Annotated in this window: 19 protein-coding genes; 6 read left to right on the plus strand and 13 right to left on the minus strand. The window is 65.7% G+C overall.

Annotation, left to right across the window (positions count from 1 at the left end):
- Positions 1 to 166: 166 nt before the first annotated feature.
- The 4 genes from IE122_RS12010 to IE122_RS12025 form a co-directional block, all read right to left on the minus strand.
- Positions 167 to 676, minus strand: a complete 510-nt coding sequence (locus IE122_RS12010) for a tetratricopeptide repeat protein (RefSeq protein ID WP_229814086.1) — start codon at positions 674 to 676, stop codon at positions 167 to 169.
- 47 nt (positions 677 to 723) lie between these two features.
- Complete coding sequence (locus IE122_RS12015) at positions 724 to 1,902, minus strand: RsmB/NOP family class I SAM-dependent RNA methyltransferase (protein ID WP_189621422.1); 1,179 nt, start codon at positions 1,900 to 1,902, stop codon at positions 724 to 726.
- A gap of 9 nt (positions 1,903 to 1,911) precedes the next feature.
- Positions 1,912 to 3,369: an IMP dehydrogenase gene (guaB, locus tag IE122_RS12020; protein WP_189621423.1), complete on the minus strand. Its 1,458-nt coding sequence runs from the start codon at positions 3,367 to 3,369 to the stop codon at positions 1,912 to 1,914.
- Positions 3,370 to 3,490: 121 nt separating this feature from the next.
- Positions 3,491 to 5,023, minus strand: a complete 1,533-nt coding sequence (locus IE122_RS12025; protein ID WP_189621544.1) for a M28 family peptidase — start codon at positions 5,021 to 5,023, stop codon at positions 3,491 to 3,493.
- A 224-nt stretch (positions 5,024 to 5,247) separates the two neighbouring features.
- Between IE122_RS12025 and ypfJ the strand changes: the two genes are divergently transcribed.
- Both ypfJ and IE122_RS12035 read left to right on the plus strand, forming a co-directional pair.
- A complete protein-coding gene (ypfJ, locus tag IE122_RS12030; protein ID WP_189621424.1) occupies positions 5,248 to 6,114 on the plus strand; it encodes a KPN_02809 family neutral zinc metallopeptidase in 867 nt (288 codons plus the stop codon).
- A gap of 35 nt (positions 6,115 to 6,149) precedes the next feature.
- Positions 6,150 to 6,773: a hypothetical protein gene (locus IE122_RS12035; protein ID WP_189621425.1), complete on the plus strand. Its 624-nt coding sequence runs from the start codon at positions 6,150 to 6,152 to the stop codon at positions 6,771 to 6,773.
- Between the two features lie 9 nt (positions 6,774 to 6,782).
- On the opposite strand, the gene creD is transcribed toward IE122_RS12035, so the two are convergent.
- The 5 genes from creD to sdhC all read right to left on the minus strand — a co-directional run bounded on the left by creD (position 6,783) and on the right by sdhC (position 11,890).
- Positions 6,783 to 8,222, minus strand: coding sequence for a cell envelope integrity protein CreD (gene creD, locus IE122_RS12040; protein WP_189621426.1), 1,440 nt, complete (start codon positions 8,220 to 8,222; stop codon positions 6,783 to 6,785).
- A 231-nt stretch (positions 8,223 to 8,453) separates the two neighbouring features.
- Positions 8,454 to 9,227 (minus strand): hypothetical protein, encoded by a 774-nt coding sequence (locus tag IE122_RS12045; protein WP_189621427.1) that lies wholly within the window; start codon positions 9,225 to 9,227, stop codon positions 8,454 to 8,456.
- A 3-nt stretch (positions 9,228 to 9,230) separates the two neighbouring features.
- Positions 9,231 to 11,039, minus strand: coding sequence for a succinate dehydrogenase flavoprotein subunit (gene sdhA, locus IE122_RS12050; RefSeq protein ID WP_189621428.1), 1,809 nt, complete (start codon positions 11,037 to 11,039; stop codon positions 9,231 to 9,233).
- Positions 11,039 to 11,425 carry a succinate dehydrogenase, hydrophobic membrane anchor protein gene (gene sdhD / locus IE122_RS12055; RefSeq protein WP_189621429.1) on the minus strand — a complete coding sequence of 129 codons (387 nt, stop codon included), beginning with the start codon at positions 11,423 to 11,425 and terminating at the stop codon, positions 11,039 to 11,041. The genes sdhA and sdhD overlap by 1 nt, the downstream gene beginning before the upstream one ends.
- A gap of 12 nt (positions 11,426 to 11,437) precedes the next feature.
- Positions 11,438 to 11,890 carry a succinate dehydrogenase, cytochrome b556 subunit gene (gene sdhC, locus IE122_RS12060; RefSeq protein ID WP_189621545.1) on the minus strand — a complete coding sequence of 151 codons (453 nt, stop codon included), beginning with the start codon at positions 11,888 to 11,890 and terminating at the stop codon, positions 11,438 to 11,440.
- Between the two features lie 172 nt (positions 11,891 to 12,062).
- Between sdhC and bla the strand changes: the two genes are divergently transcribed.
- Both bla and IE122_RS12070 read left to right on the plus strand, forming a co-directional pair.
- The gene (bla, locus tag IE122_RS12065) at positions 12,063 to 12,983 is read left to right on the plus strand and encodes a subclass B3 metallo-beta-lactamase (RefSeq protein ID WP_189621430.1); all 921 of its coding nucleotides are present in this window, start codon (positions 12,063 to 12,065) and stop codon (positions 12,981 to 12,983) included.
- Positions 12,980 to 13,885, plus strand: coding sequence for a 50S ribosomal protein L11 methyltransferase (locus tag IE122_RS12070; RefSeq protein ID WP_189621431.1), 906 nt, complete (start codon positions 12,980 to 12,982; stop codon positions 13,883 to 13,885). The genes bla and IE122_RS12070 overlap by 4 nt, the downstream gene beginning before the upstream one ends.
- 12 nt (positions 13,886 to 13,897) lie before the next feature.
- Here IE122_RS12070 and IE122_RS12075 read toward each other — a convergent pair whose 3' ends face one another.
- The gene (locus IE122_RS12075; protein ID WP_189621432.1) at positions 13,898 to 14,188 is read right to left on the minus strand and encodes a PilZ domain-containing protein; all 291 of its coding nucleotides are present in this window, start codon (positions 14,186 to 14,188) and stop codon (positions 13,898 to 13,900) included.
- 223 nt (positions 14,189 to 14,411) lie between these two features.
- On the opposite strand from IE122_RS12075, the gene sciP reads away from it, so the two are divergent.
- Entirely contained in the window at positions 14,412 to 14,714 is a 303-nt protein-coding gene (sciP, locus tag IE122_RS12080; RefSeq protein WP_189621433.1) for a CtrA inhibitor SciP, read from the plus strand.
- Between the two features lie 184 nt (positions 14,715 to 14,898).
- Here sciP and ligA read toward each other — a convergent pair whose 3' ends face one another.
- Genes ligA through IE122_RS12095 form a run of 3 tightly spaced genes read right to left on the minus strand, consistent with a single transcriptional unit; the run spans position 14,899 to position 17,584 of the window.
- Positions 14,899 to 17,004 (minus strand): NAD-dependent DNA ligase LigA, encoded by a 2,106-nt coding sequence (gene ligA / locus IE122_RS12085; protein WP_189621434.1) that lies wholly within the window; start codon positions 17,002 to 17,004, stop codon positions 14,899 to 14,901.
- Positions 17,001 to 17,303 carry a type II toxin-antitoxin system RelE family toxin gene (locus IE122_RS12090; protein ID WP_189621435.1) on the minus strand — a complete coding sequence of 101 codons (303 nt, stop codon included), beginning with the start codon at positions 17,301 to 17,303 and terminating at the stop codon, positions 17,001 to 17,003. Before IE122_RS12090 ends, ligA begins: the two co-directional genes overlap by 4 nt.
- Positions 17,300 to 17,584 carry a type II toxin-antitoxin system Phd/YefM family antitoxin gene (locus IE122_RS12095; protein WP_189621436.1) on the minus strand — a complete coding sequence of 95 codons (285 nt, stop codon included), beginning with the start codon at positions 17,582 to 17,584 and terminating at the stop codon, positions 17,300 to 17,302. Before IE122_RS12095 ends, IE122_RS12090 begins: the two co-directional genes overlap by 4 nt.
- Before the next feature lie 50 nt (positions 17,585 to 17,634).
- Here IE122_RS12095 and IE122_RS12100 point away from each other — a divergent pair, with 50 nt between their 5' ends.
- Positions 17,635 to 18,066 carry a hypothetical protein gene (locus tag IE122_RS12100; protein ID WP_189621437.1) on the plus strand — a complete coding sequence of 144 codons (432 nt, stop codon included), beginning with the start codon at positions 17,635 to 17,637 and terminating at the stop codon, positions 18,064 to 18,066.
- The last annotated feature ends 12 nt before the right edge of the window (positions 18,067 to 18,078 follow it).

An 18,078-nucleotide genomic window follows, 5' to 3' on the forward strand; every position in this document is an offset into this window, starting at 1 on the left:
CCAGCCGAAACTTTCAACCCGTTGCACTTCGGATGTGAATCCACACCCGGATCAAGTCCGGGGTGACGTAACAAGACGAACTTCGGTTCCACCACGCCAGAAGCCGTGGGCGGCTCGGGATGACGAACGCGGTGATGTGGTGGCAGTCGCGTTCCGTTGGCCGCGATCAGTTCTCCGAGACGACCGGCTTGGGCGTTACCGCCTCTGCAGTTAGCACGCGGGGCTTGGCCGGTCCGCTGGCGATAGCAGTCGCCAGGGCCTGGGCTTGCGGGCAATCGTTGCCGCACAGGCTCTTGAGCCGCGTCAGGTTGCGGCCCGCCTTGTCGAGCGCGCCCTTTTCGGCCAGCGCCAGACCTTCGCCACTGATCGCGTCGAGGTTGCGCGGATCGGCTTCGAGCGCGGCGCGGTAGTAATGGACCGCCTTGCCCTGCATCCCGGTGCGCCGCGTCGCATCCGCCAGGCCCAGCAGCACGCTGACGCTGCCGGGCTGAACGGTTAGCGCCGATTCGTATGCGTCGATCGCACTATCGAGGTCGCCGGCACGCGCGGCAGTGCGCCCTTCCTCGACCAGCGCCGCGGCGCGAGGATCAAGCTGTTCAGGCGGGGCGGAAAACGATGCACTGGCGGAAATGGCCGCAACGAGCGACAGCGCCAGAGCAGCGGGAGTATAACGCATCAACAGGTCCTTGGCCGAGGGCAGCGTCCTCTTCATAGGGCTTCACGCTAACACAGCCGCTCGAACCGCGCGACGAAAAAGCCGTCGGTCCCGTCGTGCCACGGTGAAAGCCGCAAGCCGTGGCCGCGCGGTTCGCCGGCCGGCAGGCCCGGCGGATCGGCGCGCCAGCTATCGCCCCGATTGGCCAGAAACGCCGCCGCCTGCCCGGCACCTTCGGCATCCAGCAGCGAACAGGTCACGAACACCAACCGCCCGCCCGGCCGCACCAGCCGCGCGGCGATATCGAGCAGGCGGGACTGCATCTGCGCATAGCGATCGAGCTGCACCGGGGTCAGCCGCCAGCGCGCCTCGGGATTGCGCCGCCAGGTGCCGGTGCCAGAGCATGGTGCATCGACCAGCACCGCATCCGCTGCGCCTTCGACTGCCGCCAGCGCCTGCGCCTCGCGCTTCGGATCGAGCAGCAGCGTCTCGATCAGCGATGCCCCCGCGCGGGTCGCGCGTTCGGGCAGGCGGGACAGGCGCGCGCGGTCGATATCGCAGGCGAGAAGCCGGCCCCGGTTCGCCATCGCCGCCGCCAACGCCAGCGTCTTGCCCCCCGCTCCGGCGCACAGATCGACCACCGTTTCGCCCGGTTGGGCGGCAACGGCTTCGCAGGTAAGCTGCGAGCCGGTGTCCTGCACTTCGATCATGCCGGCCCGAAATGCCGCGCTTTCCTCAATCCGGCTGTCGGCGGGAAAGCGCCAGCCATGCGTCGCGACGGTGCGCGTGCCGCCTTCGGGCATTTCTGCCGTATCTGCGCGCAGGGTGTTAAGGCGCACGTCCAGCGGGGCGCGATCGAGCAGCAGTGCCGCATCGGTCAGGGCCACACCGCTCTGCTCCAGCCGCTGTTCCAGCCAGCCTGGTGCCACTCCTGCGGCGGCGGGGGTCTCATCAGCGCCGATCGGTGCCGGGGCATGTGCCGATCCGTCGAACAGCGCGGAAACCGCCGGATCATCGCTCGCCAGCCGCAGCATCGCCGCGCGGCCGCTGGCCGGAACCTCTCCACAGGCGCGGATAGCGCGATAGGCAAGCTCGCGCACGGCGCGACGGTCCTTGGAGCCGGCGAAGCGGCGGGTGCGGAACCAGTCTGCGATCAGCCGGTCAGCCGGAGCCCCGCCCGCCTGCGCGGCGGCGATCACGCCGTCGAGGATCTCGATGGCGGCCTGGACGCGGGCAGCCGGGGTCACCGGGCCGGCTCAGCGGGTCGGGTAGTTGGGTGCTTCGCGGGTGATCGTCACGTCGTGGACGTGGCTTTCGCGCAGGCCGGCATTGGTGATGCGCACGAACCTGGCGTTCTTGCGCAGTTCCTCGATCGTCCCCGCGCCGGTATAGCCCATCGCCGCCTTGATGCCGCCCACCAACTGGTGCAGCACATCGCGCGCCGGGCCCTTGTAGGCCACCTGCCCTTCGATCCCTTCGGGCACCAGCTTCATCTGGTCCTTGATATCGCCCTGGAAATAGCGATCGGCAGAGCCGCGACCCATGGCCCCGACCGAGCCCATGCCGCGATACGACTTGTAGGCGCGGCCCTGGTACAGGAACGTCTCACCCGGGGCTTCCTCGGTCCCGGCCAGCATCGAGCCGACCATGATCGTCGACGCACCGGCGGCCAGCGCCTTGGCGGCATCGCCCGAAGTGCGCAGGCCACCATCGGCGATGACCGGCACGCCCGACTTGTCGGCCTCTTCAGCGGCTTCCATCACGGCGGTAAGCTGCGGCACGCCGACCCCGGCAACAATGCGGGTGGTGCAGATCGAGCCCGGTCCGATACCCACCTTCACGCAATCCGCGCCGGCATCGATCAGCGCCCGCGCCGCTTCGGCGGTGGCGACATTGCCGGCGATGACCTGGGCGGAGTTCGACAGCTTCTTGACCCGCTCCACCGCCAGCGCGACATCGCGGTTGTGGCCGTGCGCGGTATCGATGACGACGACATCACACTCCGCCGCCAGCAGCGCTTCGGTGCGCTCGAAACCCTTTTCGCCCACCGTCGTCGCCGCCGCCACGCGCAGCCGTCCGGCCCCGTCCTTGGTGGCGTTGGGGTAAGTGACCGCCTTCTCGATGTCCTTCACGGTGATCAGGCCGACGCAGCGGAAGGCATCGTCGACGACCAGCAGCTTTTCGATCCGGCGCTGGTGCAGCAACCGACGCGCCTCTTCCTGCGAGACGCCGGTCTGCACGGTGGCGAGGTTCTCGTGCGTCATCAGTTCGCGCACCGGCTGGAACGGGTTATCGGCAAAGCGCACATCGCGGTTCGTCAGGATGCCGACCAGCCGGCCGGAGGCTTCGACGACCGGGATGCCGCTGATGCGGTGCGCGGTCATCAGGGCCTGCGCCTCACCCAGCGTCGCGTCAGGCGCGATCGTGATCGGGTTGACGACCATGCCGCTCTCGAAGCGCTTGACCGCCCGGACCGCCGCGCACTGTTCCTCTACCGTCAGGTTGCGGTGGAGCACGCCGATGCCGCCCATCTGCGCCATCACGATCGCCATGTCCGCTTCGGTCACGGTATCCATCGCCGAGGAGATGACGGGGATGTTCAGCCCGATCGTGCGGGTCAGGCGGCTGCGGGTATCGGCCTGGGTGGGCACGATGTCGGACTTGGCGGGACGCAGCAGAACGTCATCGAAAGTCAGACCGAGCGGAATTTCCATCAGTGCCACCTTGAGCGGTTGTCATGCCCACAGGAGGGCACAGCCGGGGAGAATCGTGGCGGCCCATGTAATCAAAGGGACCGTCAAGGGCTAGGCGGTATTTTCGCCGGCCCTGCCGCCCCTATCGCCCCTGCCCGGCACCTTTGGAAAGCGGCGTTGGCGGGACCTTGCGGACATCGGCGAACCAGCGCCCCAGCGCCGTCAGCATCTTCACGTCCTCCGCCGCGCCGCCCAGTTCGATCGGGTGCGACAGATCATCACCCGGACGGTGATAGTTGCCGTCGAAGAACGCGCGCATGAGATCGAGATTGCCGTAGGCGGTGGTCACCATCACCGCAGGAATATCGTGCTGGAGCAAGGCCCAGCCGTCCTGGCGGCGGACGAACTCGTTCGCGGCATCGCCATCGACCAGATTGAACCGCTCCGCCTTGGCGACACGGGCGATATCGCGGTCCAGCCCGGTCATCCCCCGGCCGACGACGGCGAACGGCGTCCCGCGCGGGGCGACCGCAACCGAATCGATGTTGAACGCCGCGACGATATGCGACAGCGGCAGCGGCGGATTGTCGGCAAAGGCATGCGCGCCGAGCAGGCCCAGCTCCTCACCGGTGGTGGCGAGGAAATAGACGTCGCGATCCAGTTGCGGCAGGCGCGACAGCCGGCGCGCCACTTCGGTCAGCGCCGCCACCCCGCTGGCGTTATCGACCGCGCCATTGCACACCAGGTCTTCGGCCGGCGGCTCGGCGCAGATGCCGAAGTGGTCCCAGTGCGCCAGGAACAGCACCGCGCCATATTCCGGATTACGGCCGGGCAGCCGGGCGATCAGGTTGTGGGTGTTGATCGTGGTTTCGCGGGTGGTAGCTTCCATCGATACGCTCAGGTCCAACGGCACCGGCAGGAAATCCGGGGAAGCGGCCTGCTTTTCGTACCAGTCCAGCGAATGCGGGCCGCCGGACATGACGTTGGCCATCGCATCCCGGCTGATGAAGGCTTCGAGATCGCCGCCCAGCGAATCCTGCGCCAGCGCATAGCCCGACCGCTGCCGCCGCGCCGCCACCTCATCCAGGTTGCGATCACCATCCAGAACGGTCAGCACCGCCGAGGCACCCGCCGCCAGCAGCGCGTTCTGGCGGGTGCTGTCCTGGCTGTCGGCATTGTTGCCGTCCAGCACGACCGCCACCCTGCCCGCCAGTTCGGTGCGCGAATAGTCCTGCCCCCGGGCGTAGCCCACGAACAGCATCGGCGCATCGCGCACCAGACTGCGGCGGCCCGAAGTCAGCACCAGCACCTTGGCCGGCATGTAGATCGCCCGCCGCCCCTTGCGCGCGAACTGAGCCACCGAATCGGCCGGCTCGCGGGCCACCATCGTCACCGGGGCGAACCATTCGTTGCCGGGATCGTTCGTGCCCGAAACCAGGCCGATATCGTACCACTGCCGGGCGATGTAGCGCAGCGTCTTGGCCTCACCCTCGGTCCCGGGCTCGCGGCCTTGCAGATCGTCGCTCGCCAGCACTTCGATGTGGCGGCGCAGTTGCGCTTCCAGTTCCTGATCCGCGCGACTGCGGGATGCCGCATTCAGCGGCGCGGCGGGGAGCAGGATCAGGGCGCAACTGCACAAGCACAGCGCGTGCAGCACCCCCCCTGCCCGACGCATCGCGCCGGCCAGCCCGCCCAAGTTTTCGGTTCCCACCCTGCCGCTGCGATTCACGCCCCGAATATACGCCGTTTGCGCAAGTTGGCGCGGGGAATCTGCGCGCCGACGGACCATACCGTCCTTTTCCTGCAAGCCGTGAAAGCTGCGCCGTGGGGGCTGTCCAGAACCAGCCGGCACGCTATGCGTTAGCAGCAAGCCGATCCATCGTTTCAAGGGTAGCCAGGATGCGTCTCGACAGGTTCAATCCCGCCAATGTCCGCGTCAGCAATTCCGGAGGCGGCGGGGGCTTTCCCGGCGGGGGTGGCGGAAAACTGGGCTGCGGCACGCTGATTCTGGTGCTGATCGGGGCCACCGTGTTCGGCATTGATCCTCGGCAGATGCTGGGCACGATCGACGCCGTCCAGCAGCAGACCCCGCAGCGCCAGGAGCAGCAGGCCGGGCCGCAGGACGCCGAAGCGATCTGCGCCGCCAACGATTACGCGCTGGAATCGTGCAACGCGCTCAGTTCGCTGAACACGACCTGGCAACCGCTGTTCGCCAAGGCCAACATCCCGTTCGAACAGCCCACACTTAACTTCTACAACGGCGGCACTCGGTCCGGCTGCGGCGCGGCGCAAAGTTCGATGGCGCCGTTCTACTGCCCGGCAGATCAGGGCATCTATATCGACACCAGCTTCTACGACCAGCTTGATCGCGAACTGGGCGCAAAGGGCGATTTCGCGCGGTACTACGTGATGGCGCACGAATATGGCCACCATGTCCAGAAGATGGTCGGCCTCGAAAATCACGTTCGCGAGGCGCAGCAGCGCAACCCTTCGCAGGCCAACGCGCTGCAGGTGCGGATGGAACTGCAGGCCGATTGCTACGCCGGGGTCTGGGCCGGCAAGCACAAGGACCTGATCGAGCCGGGCGACCTTGAAGAGGGCATGACCGCGGCCAGCGCCATCGGCGACGATACGCTGATGAAAAACGCCGGGCGCGAAGTCGCGCCCGAGAGTTTCACGCACGGCACCAGTGCCCAGCGGATGGAATGGCTGCGCAAAGGGCTCGACACCGGGAACGAGGACGCTTGCGACACGTTCGGTAACTGAGGGTCGGACGGGCTACCGATCAACAGGAGGATGAAATGCGCAAAGTCTGGTTGATCGCCGCTGCCGCCGGCACGCTGCTGGTCATGCCGGCACAGGCCCGGCAGGACAAGCCGGCAGATGCCAAGCAGGAAAAGGCCGAACGCCCGCTTACCGATGGCAATCCCAACCTTGTCGATGCCGCCAAGACCCCGCTCAGCGATCTCAACATCGACAAGAAGGACATCCCGCCGACGCTGACCAATGCCATCGCCGAACCCTATACGCTGGACGGGCTCAAGGGCTGCAAGAAGCTCAGCTCCGCGATTACCGAACTCGACGGCATCCTCGGGCCGGACATCGAAATGCCGCAGGAAGATCGCGAAAAGCTGAGCAGCGGCCGCATCGCCAAGTGGGTGGTGGCCAAGTTCATCCCGTTCCGTGGCCTGATCCGCGAGATTTCAGGTGCCAACGATCAGGAAGTGCAACTGCGCACCGCCGTTCAGGCCGGCATGGCCCGCCGCGCCTTCCTCAAGGGTGTCGGCGAAGCGCGCGGCTGCAAATATCCCGCTCGCCCTGCCCCCGCGAGCATGATCGCCGCCCGCAAGGCCGAGATCGTGGCAGCACGCGAACAGAAGAATGCCGACAAAGCAGAGGGCAAGACGGTTGCCAAGGCCGATTGACGGGCCGCATCAGTCGGACTGGGGCGCAACCTGCTTGCCGACAGTGCCCCAATCCACCCCGCGCGTCGCGTACATGACCCCGGCCAGCGCCACGAACAGCAGCAACGCGCCGATCATCAGTGACCAGGCCTCCAGATTGAGCAGTACGAACAGCAGCGCATAGAGCCCGACCAGCAGGGCCCCGATGAAGCGCGCGCGTTTCCAGGTTCGCAGCACGGCGGCGCTGTAGCAGGTGAGCAGGCCGATCATCGCCCCGCCCGCCACGACATAGGCGGGAGTGAACCCGATCACTTCGGCAAAGGCCAGCAACAGCACGAAGAACAGGACCAGCCCGGCCCCGGTCAGCAGGTATTCCACCGCCGCCACCCGCGCCCCGCCGACCACGTCGAACAGGAAAAAGGCAAGGAAGGTGAAGCCGATGAACAGGAACCCGTACTTCACCGATCGATCGACCTTGGAATAGAGGTTCACCGGCTCGATCAGGCTGATGTTCAGGCTGTGGCTCGGGCCCCCGACAACTTCGTTCGCGCCGCCAGCGGCAATGTCCACCGCGCTTGGCGCAATAGCTTCCGCCATGCCGTAGCTGTTCCCCGGCGGCTGGGGCAGGCCGAAATCCTGCGTCGCCACCGGCGGCTGGCCGAGCGCGAGCTTGTCCACCTCGTAATGCGCGGTGAAGCCCTTGTCCGACACTTGCGGTTTTTCGGGCAGGAACGAGCCGTCGAAGCTAGGGCTGGGCCATGCCGAGCGGACGTCCCACTCCGTCGATCCGCCGCGCGGGACCAGGCTTATGGTGCGGCTGCCGCGCAGTTCGAAGCCGTAATCGACATCGAGCGCGCCCAGCCCGTCCCAGGCGAGGAAAGCGAAGAAACCCTGTCCGCCGGACGATGCCGGGCCTTTGCCGGGCTGCACCTCCAGCGGCCGACCGTTGGCGAGGAGCCTGCCGCCCGTGGTCAACCCCCGCGCGTCGGAAGCGCCCATCCGCAATTCGGCACGATCCCACAGCAGGCGTTCACGCGTCACCCCGAACCGCGCCAGATCGCCCGGCAGCGCAAACCGCGCCTTGCCCTTGGTCTGCGCCACGAACAGCACCGAACGGTAGATCGACTTGCGCCGCTCCTGCGGATCGATGCGGGTCGTCGCGCGGTTGCTGACCGGCGAGATGTAGAGGTTCTTTTCCACCTCGACCACGCGGCTGACCTGCTTGCCGTCGACCGTTTCGTTCTGCGTCTGCGTGGTGCGGAACGGCACCACCAGCACCGGCCCGGATATGACCTGCGGCCCGCCCCACCCGGCGTTGATCGCCGCCTGCGCCGTGGCCGATTGTTCCTGCCGGTCATAGACGAGGGCGTAGACCAGCATCAGCGGCGCAATCAGCACCAGACTGACGAGACCGACGAACAGTAGCTTCATTCCGGGAGAACGCTCACGGCGCGGGGTGGGCTCGGTCATGTCCTCTCCTGCGGTTTATCGGTGCGGACGAACCGGATGACACACGCGGCCTGTGTTCCTGCCATCGCGCTGAACGGATACTATGCGGATTATCATCCAAGTCCATGGCCCACCAGCCAAACCGAGCAACTGCCATGCTCGCTGACAGGATTCATCTGTCATCGTCTTTGCGAGCGACCAAAGGTCGCGAAGCAATCCAGGGCCGGCGCAATCCGCCCTGGGTTGCTTCGCCTACGGCTCGCAACGACGAGGAACGGGAACGGATGAACCCGTTTCTCGGGGAGACAACAAGGCGCTGCGAGCCGATGCAACCAGATAGATCATGATTATATGGGCAGGCGTTGCCATAAAAAGCGTGTCCACCGCCGTATTGGCGATGATGAGACCCACGCCCGCGATACCCACACCGGCGATCGTGGTCACGATCCATGACCGTGCAGTTCTGTTGGCGTCCCATTGCCAGAGCGATGCAGGCAGTCTGCCAAACCCTATCATCAACACAGCACCTACCGTGGCCGAGATTGCTGCGATGATAGGATACCCGATTGTCGCACTGATGATTGGGATCCCCGCGCTATCTGCGCACAACGGCACATAATCACCGCGCCGGACGTCAAGGACAATACTAACAACGAAGCCGACCCAGCCGACAGCAAGCGCACAAAAACCCAGCACGAAATATGTCCGCCTAAGAACAGGCGTCGTAGGCCAGCGTCGGTCCCTATCGGGGAACATCTTAACGAGGAGAAGCAAGACGACACCGGCCAGGACTAGGCTGGCACCACCCTGCATAAGCGGATACCGCCAGGTCAAAAGCGGCAACAGCTCATCGTTCCATCCGGAACGATAACGGCCATCCAGCCCGCAAGCGGCCAGCTTGATCCGCCCGGCAAGTTCAGGGTTCTTGTAAGCCGGAAAAAACAGGCCGCTGGCGAAAATCAATCCGCCAGCGGCCGTAATTATTGCTGCAAGTTTGCCCGTCGTGAAGCCGGCCAGACCTGGCATGGCTCAGTAAACGCGCGCCTTCGGCTTGATGTATTCCACATCATCGGTCAGCGTGAATTCGTGGACCGGGCGGTAGTCGAGACGCACCGCGCCGCCCTTGCCGCCCCAGCCGTCGAACCAGCCCACGGTATGCTTCATCCAGTTCGCGTCGTCGCGGTTGGGGAAGTCTTCGTGAGCGTGGGCGCCGCGCGATTCCTTGCGGTTCTGCGCGCCGTGCAGGGTGACGGATGCCTGGCTGATGAGGTTGTCCAGCTCCATCGTCTCGACGAGGTCGGAGTTCCAGATCAGGCCGCGGTCCGAAACCTTGATGTCGGTCATGCGGGCATAGGTCGCCGCCAGCTTTTCCTTGCCTTCGACCATCAGCTCGTCGTTGCGGAACACCGCCGCGTGGAGCGACATCGTGCGCTGCATCTCGGTGCGGATTTCCGCCGTCGGCGAACTGCCGTTGGCGTTGCGGAAGTGATCGAGACGGGTCAGCGCCAGATCAGCCGAATCCTTGGGCAGTTCGGCCTGCTTGGCCATCGGCTTGATGTTTTCCTTGAGGTACAGGCCCGTCGCCCGGCCGAACACGACAAGGTCGATCAGCGAGTTCGAGCCAAGGCGGTTAGCGCCGTGGACCGAAACGCAAGCCGCTTCGCCCACCGCGAACAGGCCCGGAACCACGGTTTCGGGATCGCCATCGGGGCCGATGGTCATCACGCGGCCGTTAAAGTCGCACGGAATGCCGCCCATGTTGTAGTGGACGGTCGGCACGACCGGCAGCGGCTGGCGGGTCAGATCGACGCCGGCGAAGATCTTGCCGCTTTCAGTGATGCCCGGCAGACGTTCGCCCAGCACCTTGGGATCGATGTGATCGAGGTGCAGGTAGATGTGGTCCTTGTGCGGGCCCACGCCGCGGCCTTCGCGAATTTCCAGCGCCATCGAACGCGACACGACGTCACGGCTGGCGAGGTCCTTGGCCGAGGGCGCGTAACGCTCCATGAAGCGCTCGCCCTCGGAGTTGGTCAGGTAGCCGCCCTCACCGCGCGCACCCTCGGTGATGAGGACGCCGGCACCGTAGATGCCGGTGGGGTGGAACTGGACGAATTCCATGTCCTGCAGCGGCAGGCCGGCGCGCAGCACCATGCCGCCGCCATCGCCGGTGCAGGTGTGCGCCGAAGTGGCGGTGAAGTACGAACGGCCATAGCCGCCGGTTGCCAGCACCACGGCCTGCGAACGGAAGCGGTGGATCGAACCATCGTCCATGCACAGCGCGATCACGCCGACGCACTGGCCGCCTTCCATGATGAGGTCGATCGCGAAGTATTCGATGAAGAAGTCCGCATCGTACTTCAGCGACTGCTGGTACAGCGCGTGCAGCATGGCGTGACCGGTGCGGTCAGCGGCGGCGCAGGTGCGCTGCACCGGCGGGCCTTCGCCCATGTTCTGCATGTGACCGCCGAACGGGCGCTGGTAGATCGTGCCATCGGCGTTGCGGCTGAACGGCACGCCGGCGTGCTCCAGCTCGTAAACCGCGGCGGGGGCTTCGCGCACCATGTATTCGATGGCGTCCTGATCGCCCAGCCAGTCCGACCCCTTGACGGTGTCGTACATGTGCCAGGTCCAGTGATCGGGCGTGTTGTTGCAAAGCGAGGCGGCGATGCCGCCCTGCGCCGCGACGGTGTGCGAGCGGGTCGGGAAGACCTTGGTGATGCACGCGGTCTTCAGGCCCGCTTCGGCGGAGCCCATCGTGGCGCGCAGCCCCGAGCCGCCGGCGCCGACGACGACGGTGTCGTAAGTATGGTCGATGATCTTGTAGGCAGGCGCGGACATCAGGCGTGAGCTCCCAGCGCGAGGCGGATGATGCAGAACACGCCGAACGCGGCTCCGCCGAAAGCGGCAAGGTTCAGCGCGGCGATGCAGGCGAACTTGTTGGCATGTTCGTGGACATAGTCCTCCACCACCACCTGCAGCCCGAGGCGGGCGTGCCAGAAGGTGGAGATGACCAGCAGCGCCATCGCCGTGGCCGGCACCGGCTTGACGATCCATTCGATCACGCTGGCGTAATGCAGGTTGGGCAGCATCAGGATCGAGACGACCAGCCACAGCACCAGCAGCAGGTTGCCGATCGCGGTGAAGCGCTGCAGCAGCCAGTGATGCGCGCCGCTCTTCGCCGAGCCGAGGCCGCGCACGCGGCCGATGGATGTTCCGTTACCCATGTCTCAAAGCCCTCAGCGAAGCAGCAGGATCGCCCAGAAGGCGACGGTAAGCAGGATGCCGGCGACCGGCGCGAGGATCGAGCCCAGGCGGTTGACGCCGAGTTCGAAGCCGGCACCGATATCGAGCACGAAGTGGCGCAGCCCCGAAGACATATGGGTGAAGAACGACCAACTGATGCCGACCACGACGATCTTGAGGATCAGCTTGACGAGCCCGGTCAGAATGCCGGTGCCGCTCCAGTCGAGCGTGCCGAGATCGGCCCAGACCCAGCCTGCGAAGCTTTCATAGGCAGCAGGACCGCTGGCGAGCGCCCCCAGCCACCACAGCAGCAGCCCGAGGCCGGCGAACGCCAGGCCGCTGCCGCTGACGCGGTGCAGGATGGACACCAACATATGCGGGCCCCACCGCCAGATCTGGAGGTGCGGTGAAAGCGGACGGTTTTTCTTCGTACCGGCTTCGGCCATGCTCTTGCGAATCCCCTTGCCATCGGCGACGCGCACGCCGCCCATTCGCCCACCCCCTTAGCCGAAATGTTGCACCGCGCAAGCTGCGCCGAGCACATCGCCGGAACCGTCCTGCCGCCTAAAGCTGGTCCTTGCCCCGGTACGCGCCTAAAGCGCCCGGGTGACTCGCGCCATGATCCGATCCTTCGCCGCCCTGTCGCCGGGGCTCCTGGCCGCCTCGGCATTTCTGTCCTTACCGGCCGCCGCAAAGACGCCTGCGCCGGAGCCGCGCGCGCTGGCGGCAAGCTGCGCCGGCCGCGATGGCTGGGCTGACCCGGCACCACCGGCCCATATATATGGCAACACCTGGTACGTCGGCACTTGCGGCATCACCGTGCTGCTGGTCACATCGGCCAACGGCCATGTGCTGGTCGATGGCGGACCGGAGGAAGCGGCCCCGCTGGTCCTCGCCAATATCCGCAAGCTGGGCTTCGATCCGCGCGATGTGCGCTGGATCGTCGCCTCCCACGAACACCACGACCACGTCGGCTCGCTGGCGGCGCTGAAGGTGGCCACCGGTGCGAAAGTCGCCGCGCTGGGCAGCACCGCCGCCGCGCTCGAAGCAGGGGAGCCGACGCTCGACGATCCGCAGCGCGGGCTCATTGCGCGCGCGCCGTCGGTGGCGGTGGACAAGGTGCTGGCCGACGGGGACAGCGTTACGCTGACCGGGACCGGCCTGCCGCTGGTGCTGACCGCGCATGCCACCCCGGCGCATTCGCCCGGCTCGACAAGCTGGACCTGGCAAAGCTGCGACCCGGCGCTCACCTGCCGGATGATCGCCTATGCCGACAGCATCTCAACCCCCGCAGCGGATGGCTATCGCTTCAGCGCCCACCCCGATCGCGTGGCCCGGTTCGCGCTCGGCGCGGACGCGATCGCTGCCCTGCCCTGCGACATCCTGTTGACCCCGCACCCCGCCGCCAGCGCCATGTTCGAACGCTTTGCCGCGGGCGGCGCGCTGGTCGATGCCGCCGCCTGCGCCAGATATGCCGAAGCCGGCCGCACGCGCTTTGCCGCGCGCCTCGCCGAAGAAGCCGGAAAGAACAAGCCATGAGCTGGAAGATCACCGCCCTCGCCCCGCGCCTGCTGGTGGAAGCCGCGCTCATCGCGCACGAAGACGCGCTGGACTGGGATCATGATATCCTGATTTCGGGCAGCGAGGTGGCCGAGGACCAGCCTGACGACTGGCGTCTTGAAGCCTGGCTTTCGCGCAAGCCGACCAAGGCAGACAAGGCGGCGCTCGCCGCGCTGTTCGCCACCGAAGTGCCGCCGTTCGTGGTGGAGAAATTGCCCGAGACCGACTGGCTGGTCACCAGCCAGCAGGGGCTGGAGCCGATCAGCGCCGGCAAGTTCCATGTCCACACCCCCGATCACCCCGCCAGCGAAGATGCCGGCGTCGTCGATTTCGTGATCCCCGCCAGCCAGGCCTTCGGCACCGGCCAGCACGCCACCACCGCCGGTTGCCTGACGATGCTGACCCATATGAAAGCGCAAGGGCTGGTGGTCCGCAACGCTGCCGATATCGGCACCGGCACCGGCATCCTTGCTTTCGCCGCGCGGGCGCTGTGGCCGCAGGCCTATTATACCGCGAGCGATATCGACCGGGTCTGCGTCGATGTGGTCAGTGGCAATGCCGCCGCGAACGGGGTGCCGATGGGCAGCGGCGCGGGGCGGATCACGATGACCGTTGCCGACGGCATGGACCATCCGCTGATCGCGGCACGCGGGCCTTACGATCTGGTGATGGCCAATATCCTTGCCGGGCCGCTGGTGGCGCTGGCACCTGACTTCGGCGCGGCGCTGGTGCCGGGCGGGCATCTGCTGCTGGCGGGGCTGCTGGAAACGCAGGAGCCCGGCGTCCGGGCCGCGTGCCGTCGCGCCGGGTTGCGGCTGGCGGGGCGAATCGTGCGCGGTGACTGGTCGATCCTGTGGCTGCGCAAGCGTCCGATTCGCTGAAGGGTCGCGCGGTCAGCCGCGAACAAGCTTAACGGCACCCAGCACCCGGCCGTGGTTTTCCAGCGTCTTGCGCACGCTTCGCGCCAGTGGCGCATCGAACACCAGGGCGAACCGGTCCTCCACCACCCAGCGCACCCGACCCGCCACCGGCAGGGTCGAATCGAGCAGCACGAGCAGGACCTGCCCGACAACCGGCCGTGCGCCGAGGGCGACGAACTGACACCCTTCCGCAGACACGTGTCTGGGAATGCCTGTAAAATCGGCAAGATCATTGCCCGCCATCGGGCCCGAAACCTTATTCAATCCACCAGCTCCTGCTTGCCGCTACGGTAATTAATACAGGTAAACGCGGTGTAAAGCGGTTCCGAAATATTAATCTACAGGTATCAGGCTGAATTATCGAATAATTCAGTAAACCTACCCTGCATCATGTTAACCACAAAATGCAGTCAGTTGTTTACCTTTATGACCAAGAATTGAGACACCAAGGGGGGCTGGTAGCGGTAGCAACAGCTCGAGAGGTCATATGCTTCATACGGATAACATGCGTGCCCAGACGGTAGTCGGACCGCTGGGCGAGCCCATCAAGAAAGACACCCTGCCGCCACGCAACACCTCCCGGTGGGTCGTGCGGCGCAAGGCCGAAGTGGTGGCAGCAGTCAACGGCGGGCTGCTGACGATCAACGAGGCCTGCGATCGCTACAACCTCACATTGGAGGAACTGGCATCGTGGCAACGCGCGATCGAGCGTGAAGGCATGGCCGGTCTGCGCGCCACCCGCGTGCAGCACTATCGCCAGATGCACGAACGCCGGGCGCGACTGTCCTGAACCTCAGTGCCGGGGTTGAGCCTGAGTGATGCCACCTTGCATCTCCCCGGCGGGGCGGGGTTGGGGGTGGGGGAGCGATGCCGCCAGGCAACGCGTCGACGCTGGCGGCGGTACACCCCCCACCCAACCTCCCCCCTCAAGGGTGGAGGAGCAAGAGAGGATCACCCGGCTCTAAGGCAAAACCCTAACCCGCGTTGCGGACGATTTCGGCCCAAGCCGCTTCGTCGATCACCGGGATGCCCAGTTCCGCAGCCTTCTTGAGCTTGGAACCGGCACCCGGCCCCGCGACGACGAGGTCGGTCTTGGCGGAAACGGTCCCTGCCGCCTTCGCGCCCAGCGCTTCGGCCTGGGCCTTGGCTTCATCGCGGCTCATGGTTTCCAGCTTGCCGGTGAACACCACGGTCTTGCCGGCGACTTCGCTGTCCTTCGTCTCGACGATGTAGGGTGGCGGCGTCACTTCGCTGAGCAGATCGTCCCAGACGGTTCGGTTGTGCGCTTCGTGGAAGAAGTCTCCCAGCGCCTCGACCACCACGGGGCCGATGCCGTCGATCGCCAGCAGATCGGAGCGCGCCTCGTCATCGCCGCCATGCGCGCGCTCTGAGGCATCACGCAGCGCCGGCAGGCTGGCGAACCGCTTGAGCAGATCGCGCGCCGTCACCGCGCCGACATGTCGGATCCCCAGCCCGAACAGCAGCCGCGCCGCATCGGGGGCGCGCTTGTTTTCCACCGCTGCCAACAGGTTGTCCACAGACTTGTCCTTCCACCCCTCCAGCGCGAGAATGTCGCCTCGGCGCTGCCTCAGGCGGAAGATGTCGGCCGGGCTTTCCAGCCAGCCCCTGGCGAAGAATTCGTCGATCGTCTTTTCGCCCAGCCCCTCGATATCGAGCGCGGCGCGGCTGACGAAGTGCTTGAGCCGTTCGGTCCGCTGCGCCGGGCAGACCAGTCCGCCGGTGCAACGGACATCGACCTCGCCCTCTTCGGCCACCGCTTCGGAGCCGCATTGCGGGCAGTGATCGGGGAAGGCAAAGGCCGGGCGATCTTCGGCGCGGGTCCGGTTCTCCACTACTTGCGGGATAACGTCGCCCGCGCGCTGCAGCACCACCCGGTCTCCCACCCGCACCCCCAGCCGCGCGATCTCGTCACGGTTGTGCAGGGTGACGTTAGTGACGGTGACCCCGCCGACCAGCACGGGTTTCAGCCGACCCACGGGGGTGAGCTTGCCGGTGCGGCCAACCTGGATGTCGATCGCTTCGAGCGTGGTCTCGGCGCGTTCGGCGGGAAACTTGTGGGCCATGCCCCAGCGCGGGGCCTTTGCCACGAAGCCGAGCCGTTGCTGGTAATCCAGCCGGTCCACCTTGTAGACCACGCCGTCGATCTCGAACGGCAGCTCGGCCCGCCCGTCGCGAATGGCGCGATAGGCGGCCAGCATATCGTCCAGGGTATGGCACAGCCGGAACTGCGGCGAGACCGGCAGGCCCCAGCTTTCGATGATGCGGATCACTTCGTGCTGGCTGGCCCCGGGTACCGCGCTCGCCGCGCCCCAGCCATGCGCCCAGAACCGCAACGGCCGCCTGGCCGTAACGCTCGCGTCCTTCTGCCGCAGCGAACCGGCAGCAGCGTTGCGCGGGTTGGCGAACTGGCGAACCTTGCCCTCTTCAAATGCTTCGCCCCGCGCTTCCGCCTGCGCGCGGCCTTCGTCCATCAGCCGCGCGTTGAGCGCATGGAACGCGGCCTTTTCCATGTAGACCTCGCCGCGCACCTCGAACACTTCGGGCAGATCGGCACCGGCAAGCTGCTGGGGAATGTCGGCAATGTGGGCGACGTTGGGGGTCACATCCTCGCCCACCTGCCCATCGCCCCGCGTCGCCGCGCGCACCAGCCGGCCGTGTTCATAGCGCAACGAGCAGGACAGCCCGTCGATCTTGTCCTCCGCCGTGAACGCCACCGGCGCATCATCCGCCAGCGCCAGAAAGCGCCGCACGCGCGCGACGAACTCGGCCACTTCCTCGTCCGAGAACGCGTTGTCGAGGCTCATCATCCGAACCTCGTGCGCCACCTTGCCCAGCGGCGAAGCGGCAACCTCGTGGCCCACCTGCTGGCTGGGGCTGTCCGGCCGGATCAGATGCGGAAACGCCGCCTCCAGTTCGGCATTGCGGCGCACGAGCGCATCATACTCCGCGTCGGAAATCTCCGGCGCGTCCTCGGCGTGATAGAGCTTGTTGGCGCGATTGATCTGGCGCGCGAGCCGCATCAGTTCGTTGGCGGCTTCGGGTTCGGTCGGCCCGCTCATTCGGTGCCCTCGTTGTAGTTCAGTGCGAAGTCTTCGTAGACCCGGTCCTTGTCTCGCTTTCCGACGGCTACCACCAAAACCACGATGCGATCGTCGAACACCCGGTATACCAGTCTGAAACCCGCCTTGCGGAGCTTCACCCGGTAGGCATCACTGTAACCGCGCATTCGCGCCGCAGGGACGTGCGGGTTATCGAGAAGCTTGTCGAGCTTGCGAGCGAACTGCTTACGAATGTCGATATCGAGACGCCGCCACTGCCGCGCGGCATGGCGACCGAACCGCAATTCAAATCGGCTCACTTCAACAGGTCTTCGATCGACACTGTTTCTGCGTCGTCCACATCGTCGAGATGATCCGCCAACTCTCGTTCGAGTTTGCGCTCATCGAAAATATCAAGGATGTGGTCCCACACTTCGGGCGAGATGATGTAAGCGACCGCACGGTTGCGATTGGTAATCGCCACCTGCTGCCTGCGTGCTTCCTCGATAACGGCGGCGGGGTTCTTTTTCAGCTCGCTGATGCTAACCGCCACGTCGGCCAGGATTGGCAGCACGGCGGCAGGCTTAAAGGGCTTGTTCATGACCACATAGTAGGTCTCGAAACAGGTCTCGTCAACGGTACCGCCTAGCCGTGAGTTCGGCCTTAGCTTATCCAAGTCGGCTGTTCATCCTCAATCGTCCAGCCGCCATCCCTCCTGACGAGACGAGCACGAAATCCGTGTCCTCCAAGACGACCGACTGCATAATAGTATTCGACCCAACATCGCCGAAAAAGATCACAATCAACGCGGTCTACCCCCGCCAATGCTGCCCGCTCTCCGCGCGGACCTTTGAAGGGATCGAGGTCGGTTTTACATCTTTGGCCGGCGACTGCGCTGCCGCCGCCTTTATTCAAGCGGGTGAGCAAACTGGGGGACGCAAGCCTTTCGCCGACAAAAATGCAGACGGTCACATCAGGATTTTTGACAATACTCGATTTCCAGATGGCAAAAACAACATCGTCGGTGATGGGCACTGGAAACGTCTGATTAGCGAGCGTAACGGCACTGCCGGCAACTCCTAAAACGGCCACGCC

It is taken from the genome of Novosphingobium colocasiae (genome assembly GCF_014652555.1).
Classification (GTDB): Bacteria; Pseudomonadota; Alphaproteobacteria; order Sphingomonadales; family Sphingomonadaceae; genus Novosphingobium; species Novosphingobium colocasiae.

What these genes read in the sequence shown, in the direction of transcription:
- sdhC (WP_189621545.1), bottom strand. Translation starts at nt 11,890, where the DNA reads ATGGCCGAAGCCGGTACGAAGAAAAACCGTCCGCTTTCACCGCACCTC.
- ligA (WP_189621434.1), bottom strand. Translation starts at nt 17,004, where the DNA reads ATGAGCGGGCCGACCGAACCCGAAGCCGCCAACGAACTGATGCGGCTC.
- sdhD (WP_189621429.1), bottom strand. Translation starts at nt 11,425, where the DNA reads ATGGGTAACGGAACATCCATCGGCCGCGTGCGCGGCCTCGGCTCGGCG.
- ypfJ (WP_189621424.1), top strand. Translation starts at nt 5,248, where the DNA reads ATGCGTCTCGACAGGTTCAATCCCGCCAATGTCCGCGTCAGCAATTCC.
- IE122_RS12095 (WP_189621436.1), bottom strand. Translation starts at nt 17,584, where the DNA reads ATGAACAAGCCCTTTAAGCCTGCCGCCGTGCTGCCAATCCTGGCCGAC.
- IE122_RS12070 (WP_189621431.1), top strand. Translation starts at nt 12,980, where the DNA reads ATGAGCTGGAAGATCACCGCCCTCGCCCCGCGCCTGCTGGTGGAAGCC.
- IE122_RS12045 (WP_189621427.1), bottom strand. Translation starts at nt 9,227, where the DNA reads ATGCCAGGTCTGGCCGGCTTCACGACGGGCAAACTTGCAGCAATAATT.
- guaB (WP_189621423.1), bottom strand. Translation starts at nt 3,369, where the DNA reads ATGGAAATTCCGCTCGGTCTGACTTTCGATGACGTTCTGCTGCGTCCC.
- sdhA (WP_189621428.1), bottom strand. Translation starts at nt 11,039, where the DNA reads ATGTCCGCGCCTGCCTACAAGATCATCGACCATACTTACGACACCGTC.
- IE122_RS12010 (WP_229814086.1), bottom strand. Translation starts at nt 676, where the DNA reads ATGCGTTATACTCCCGCTGCTCTGGCGCTGTCGCTCGTTGCGGCCATT.
- IE122_RS12025 (WP_189621544.1), bottom strand. Translation starts at nt 5,023, where the DNA reads ATGCGTCGGGCAGGGGGGGTGCTGCACGCGCTGTGCTTGTGCAGTTGC.
- bla (WP_189621430.1), top strand. Translation starts at nt 12,063, where the DNA reads ATGATCCGATCCTTCGCCGCCCTGTCGCCGGGGCTCCTGGCCGCCTCG.
- creD (WP_189621426.1), bottom strand. Translation starts at nt 8,222, where the DNA reads ATGACCGAGCCCACCCCGCGCCGTGAGCGTTCTCCCGGAATGAAGCTA.
- sciP (WP_189621433.1), top strand. Translation starts at nt 14,412, where the DNA reads ATGCTTCATACGGATAACATGCGTGCCCAGACGGTAGTCGGACCGCTG.
- IE122_RS12035 (WP_189621425.1), top strand. Translation starts at nt 6,150, where the DNA reads ATGCGCAAAGTCTGGTTGATCGCCGCTGCCGCCGGCACGCTGCTGGTC.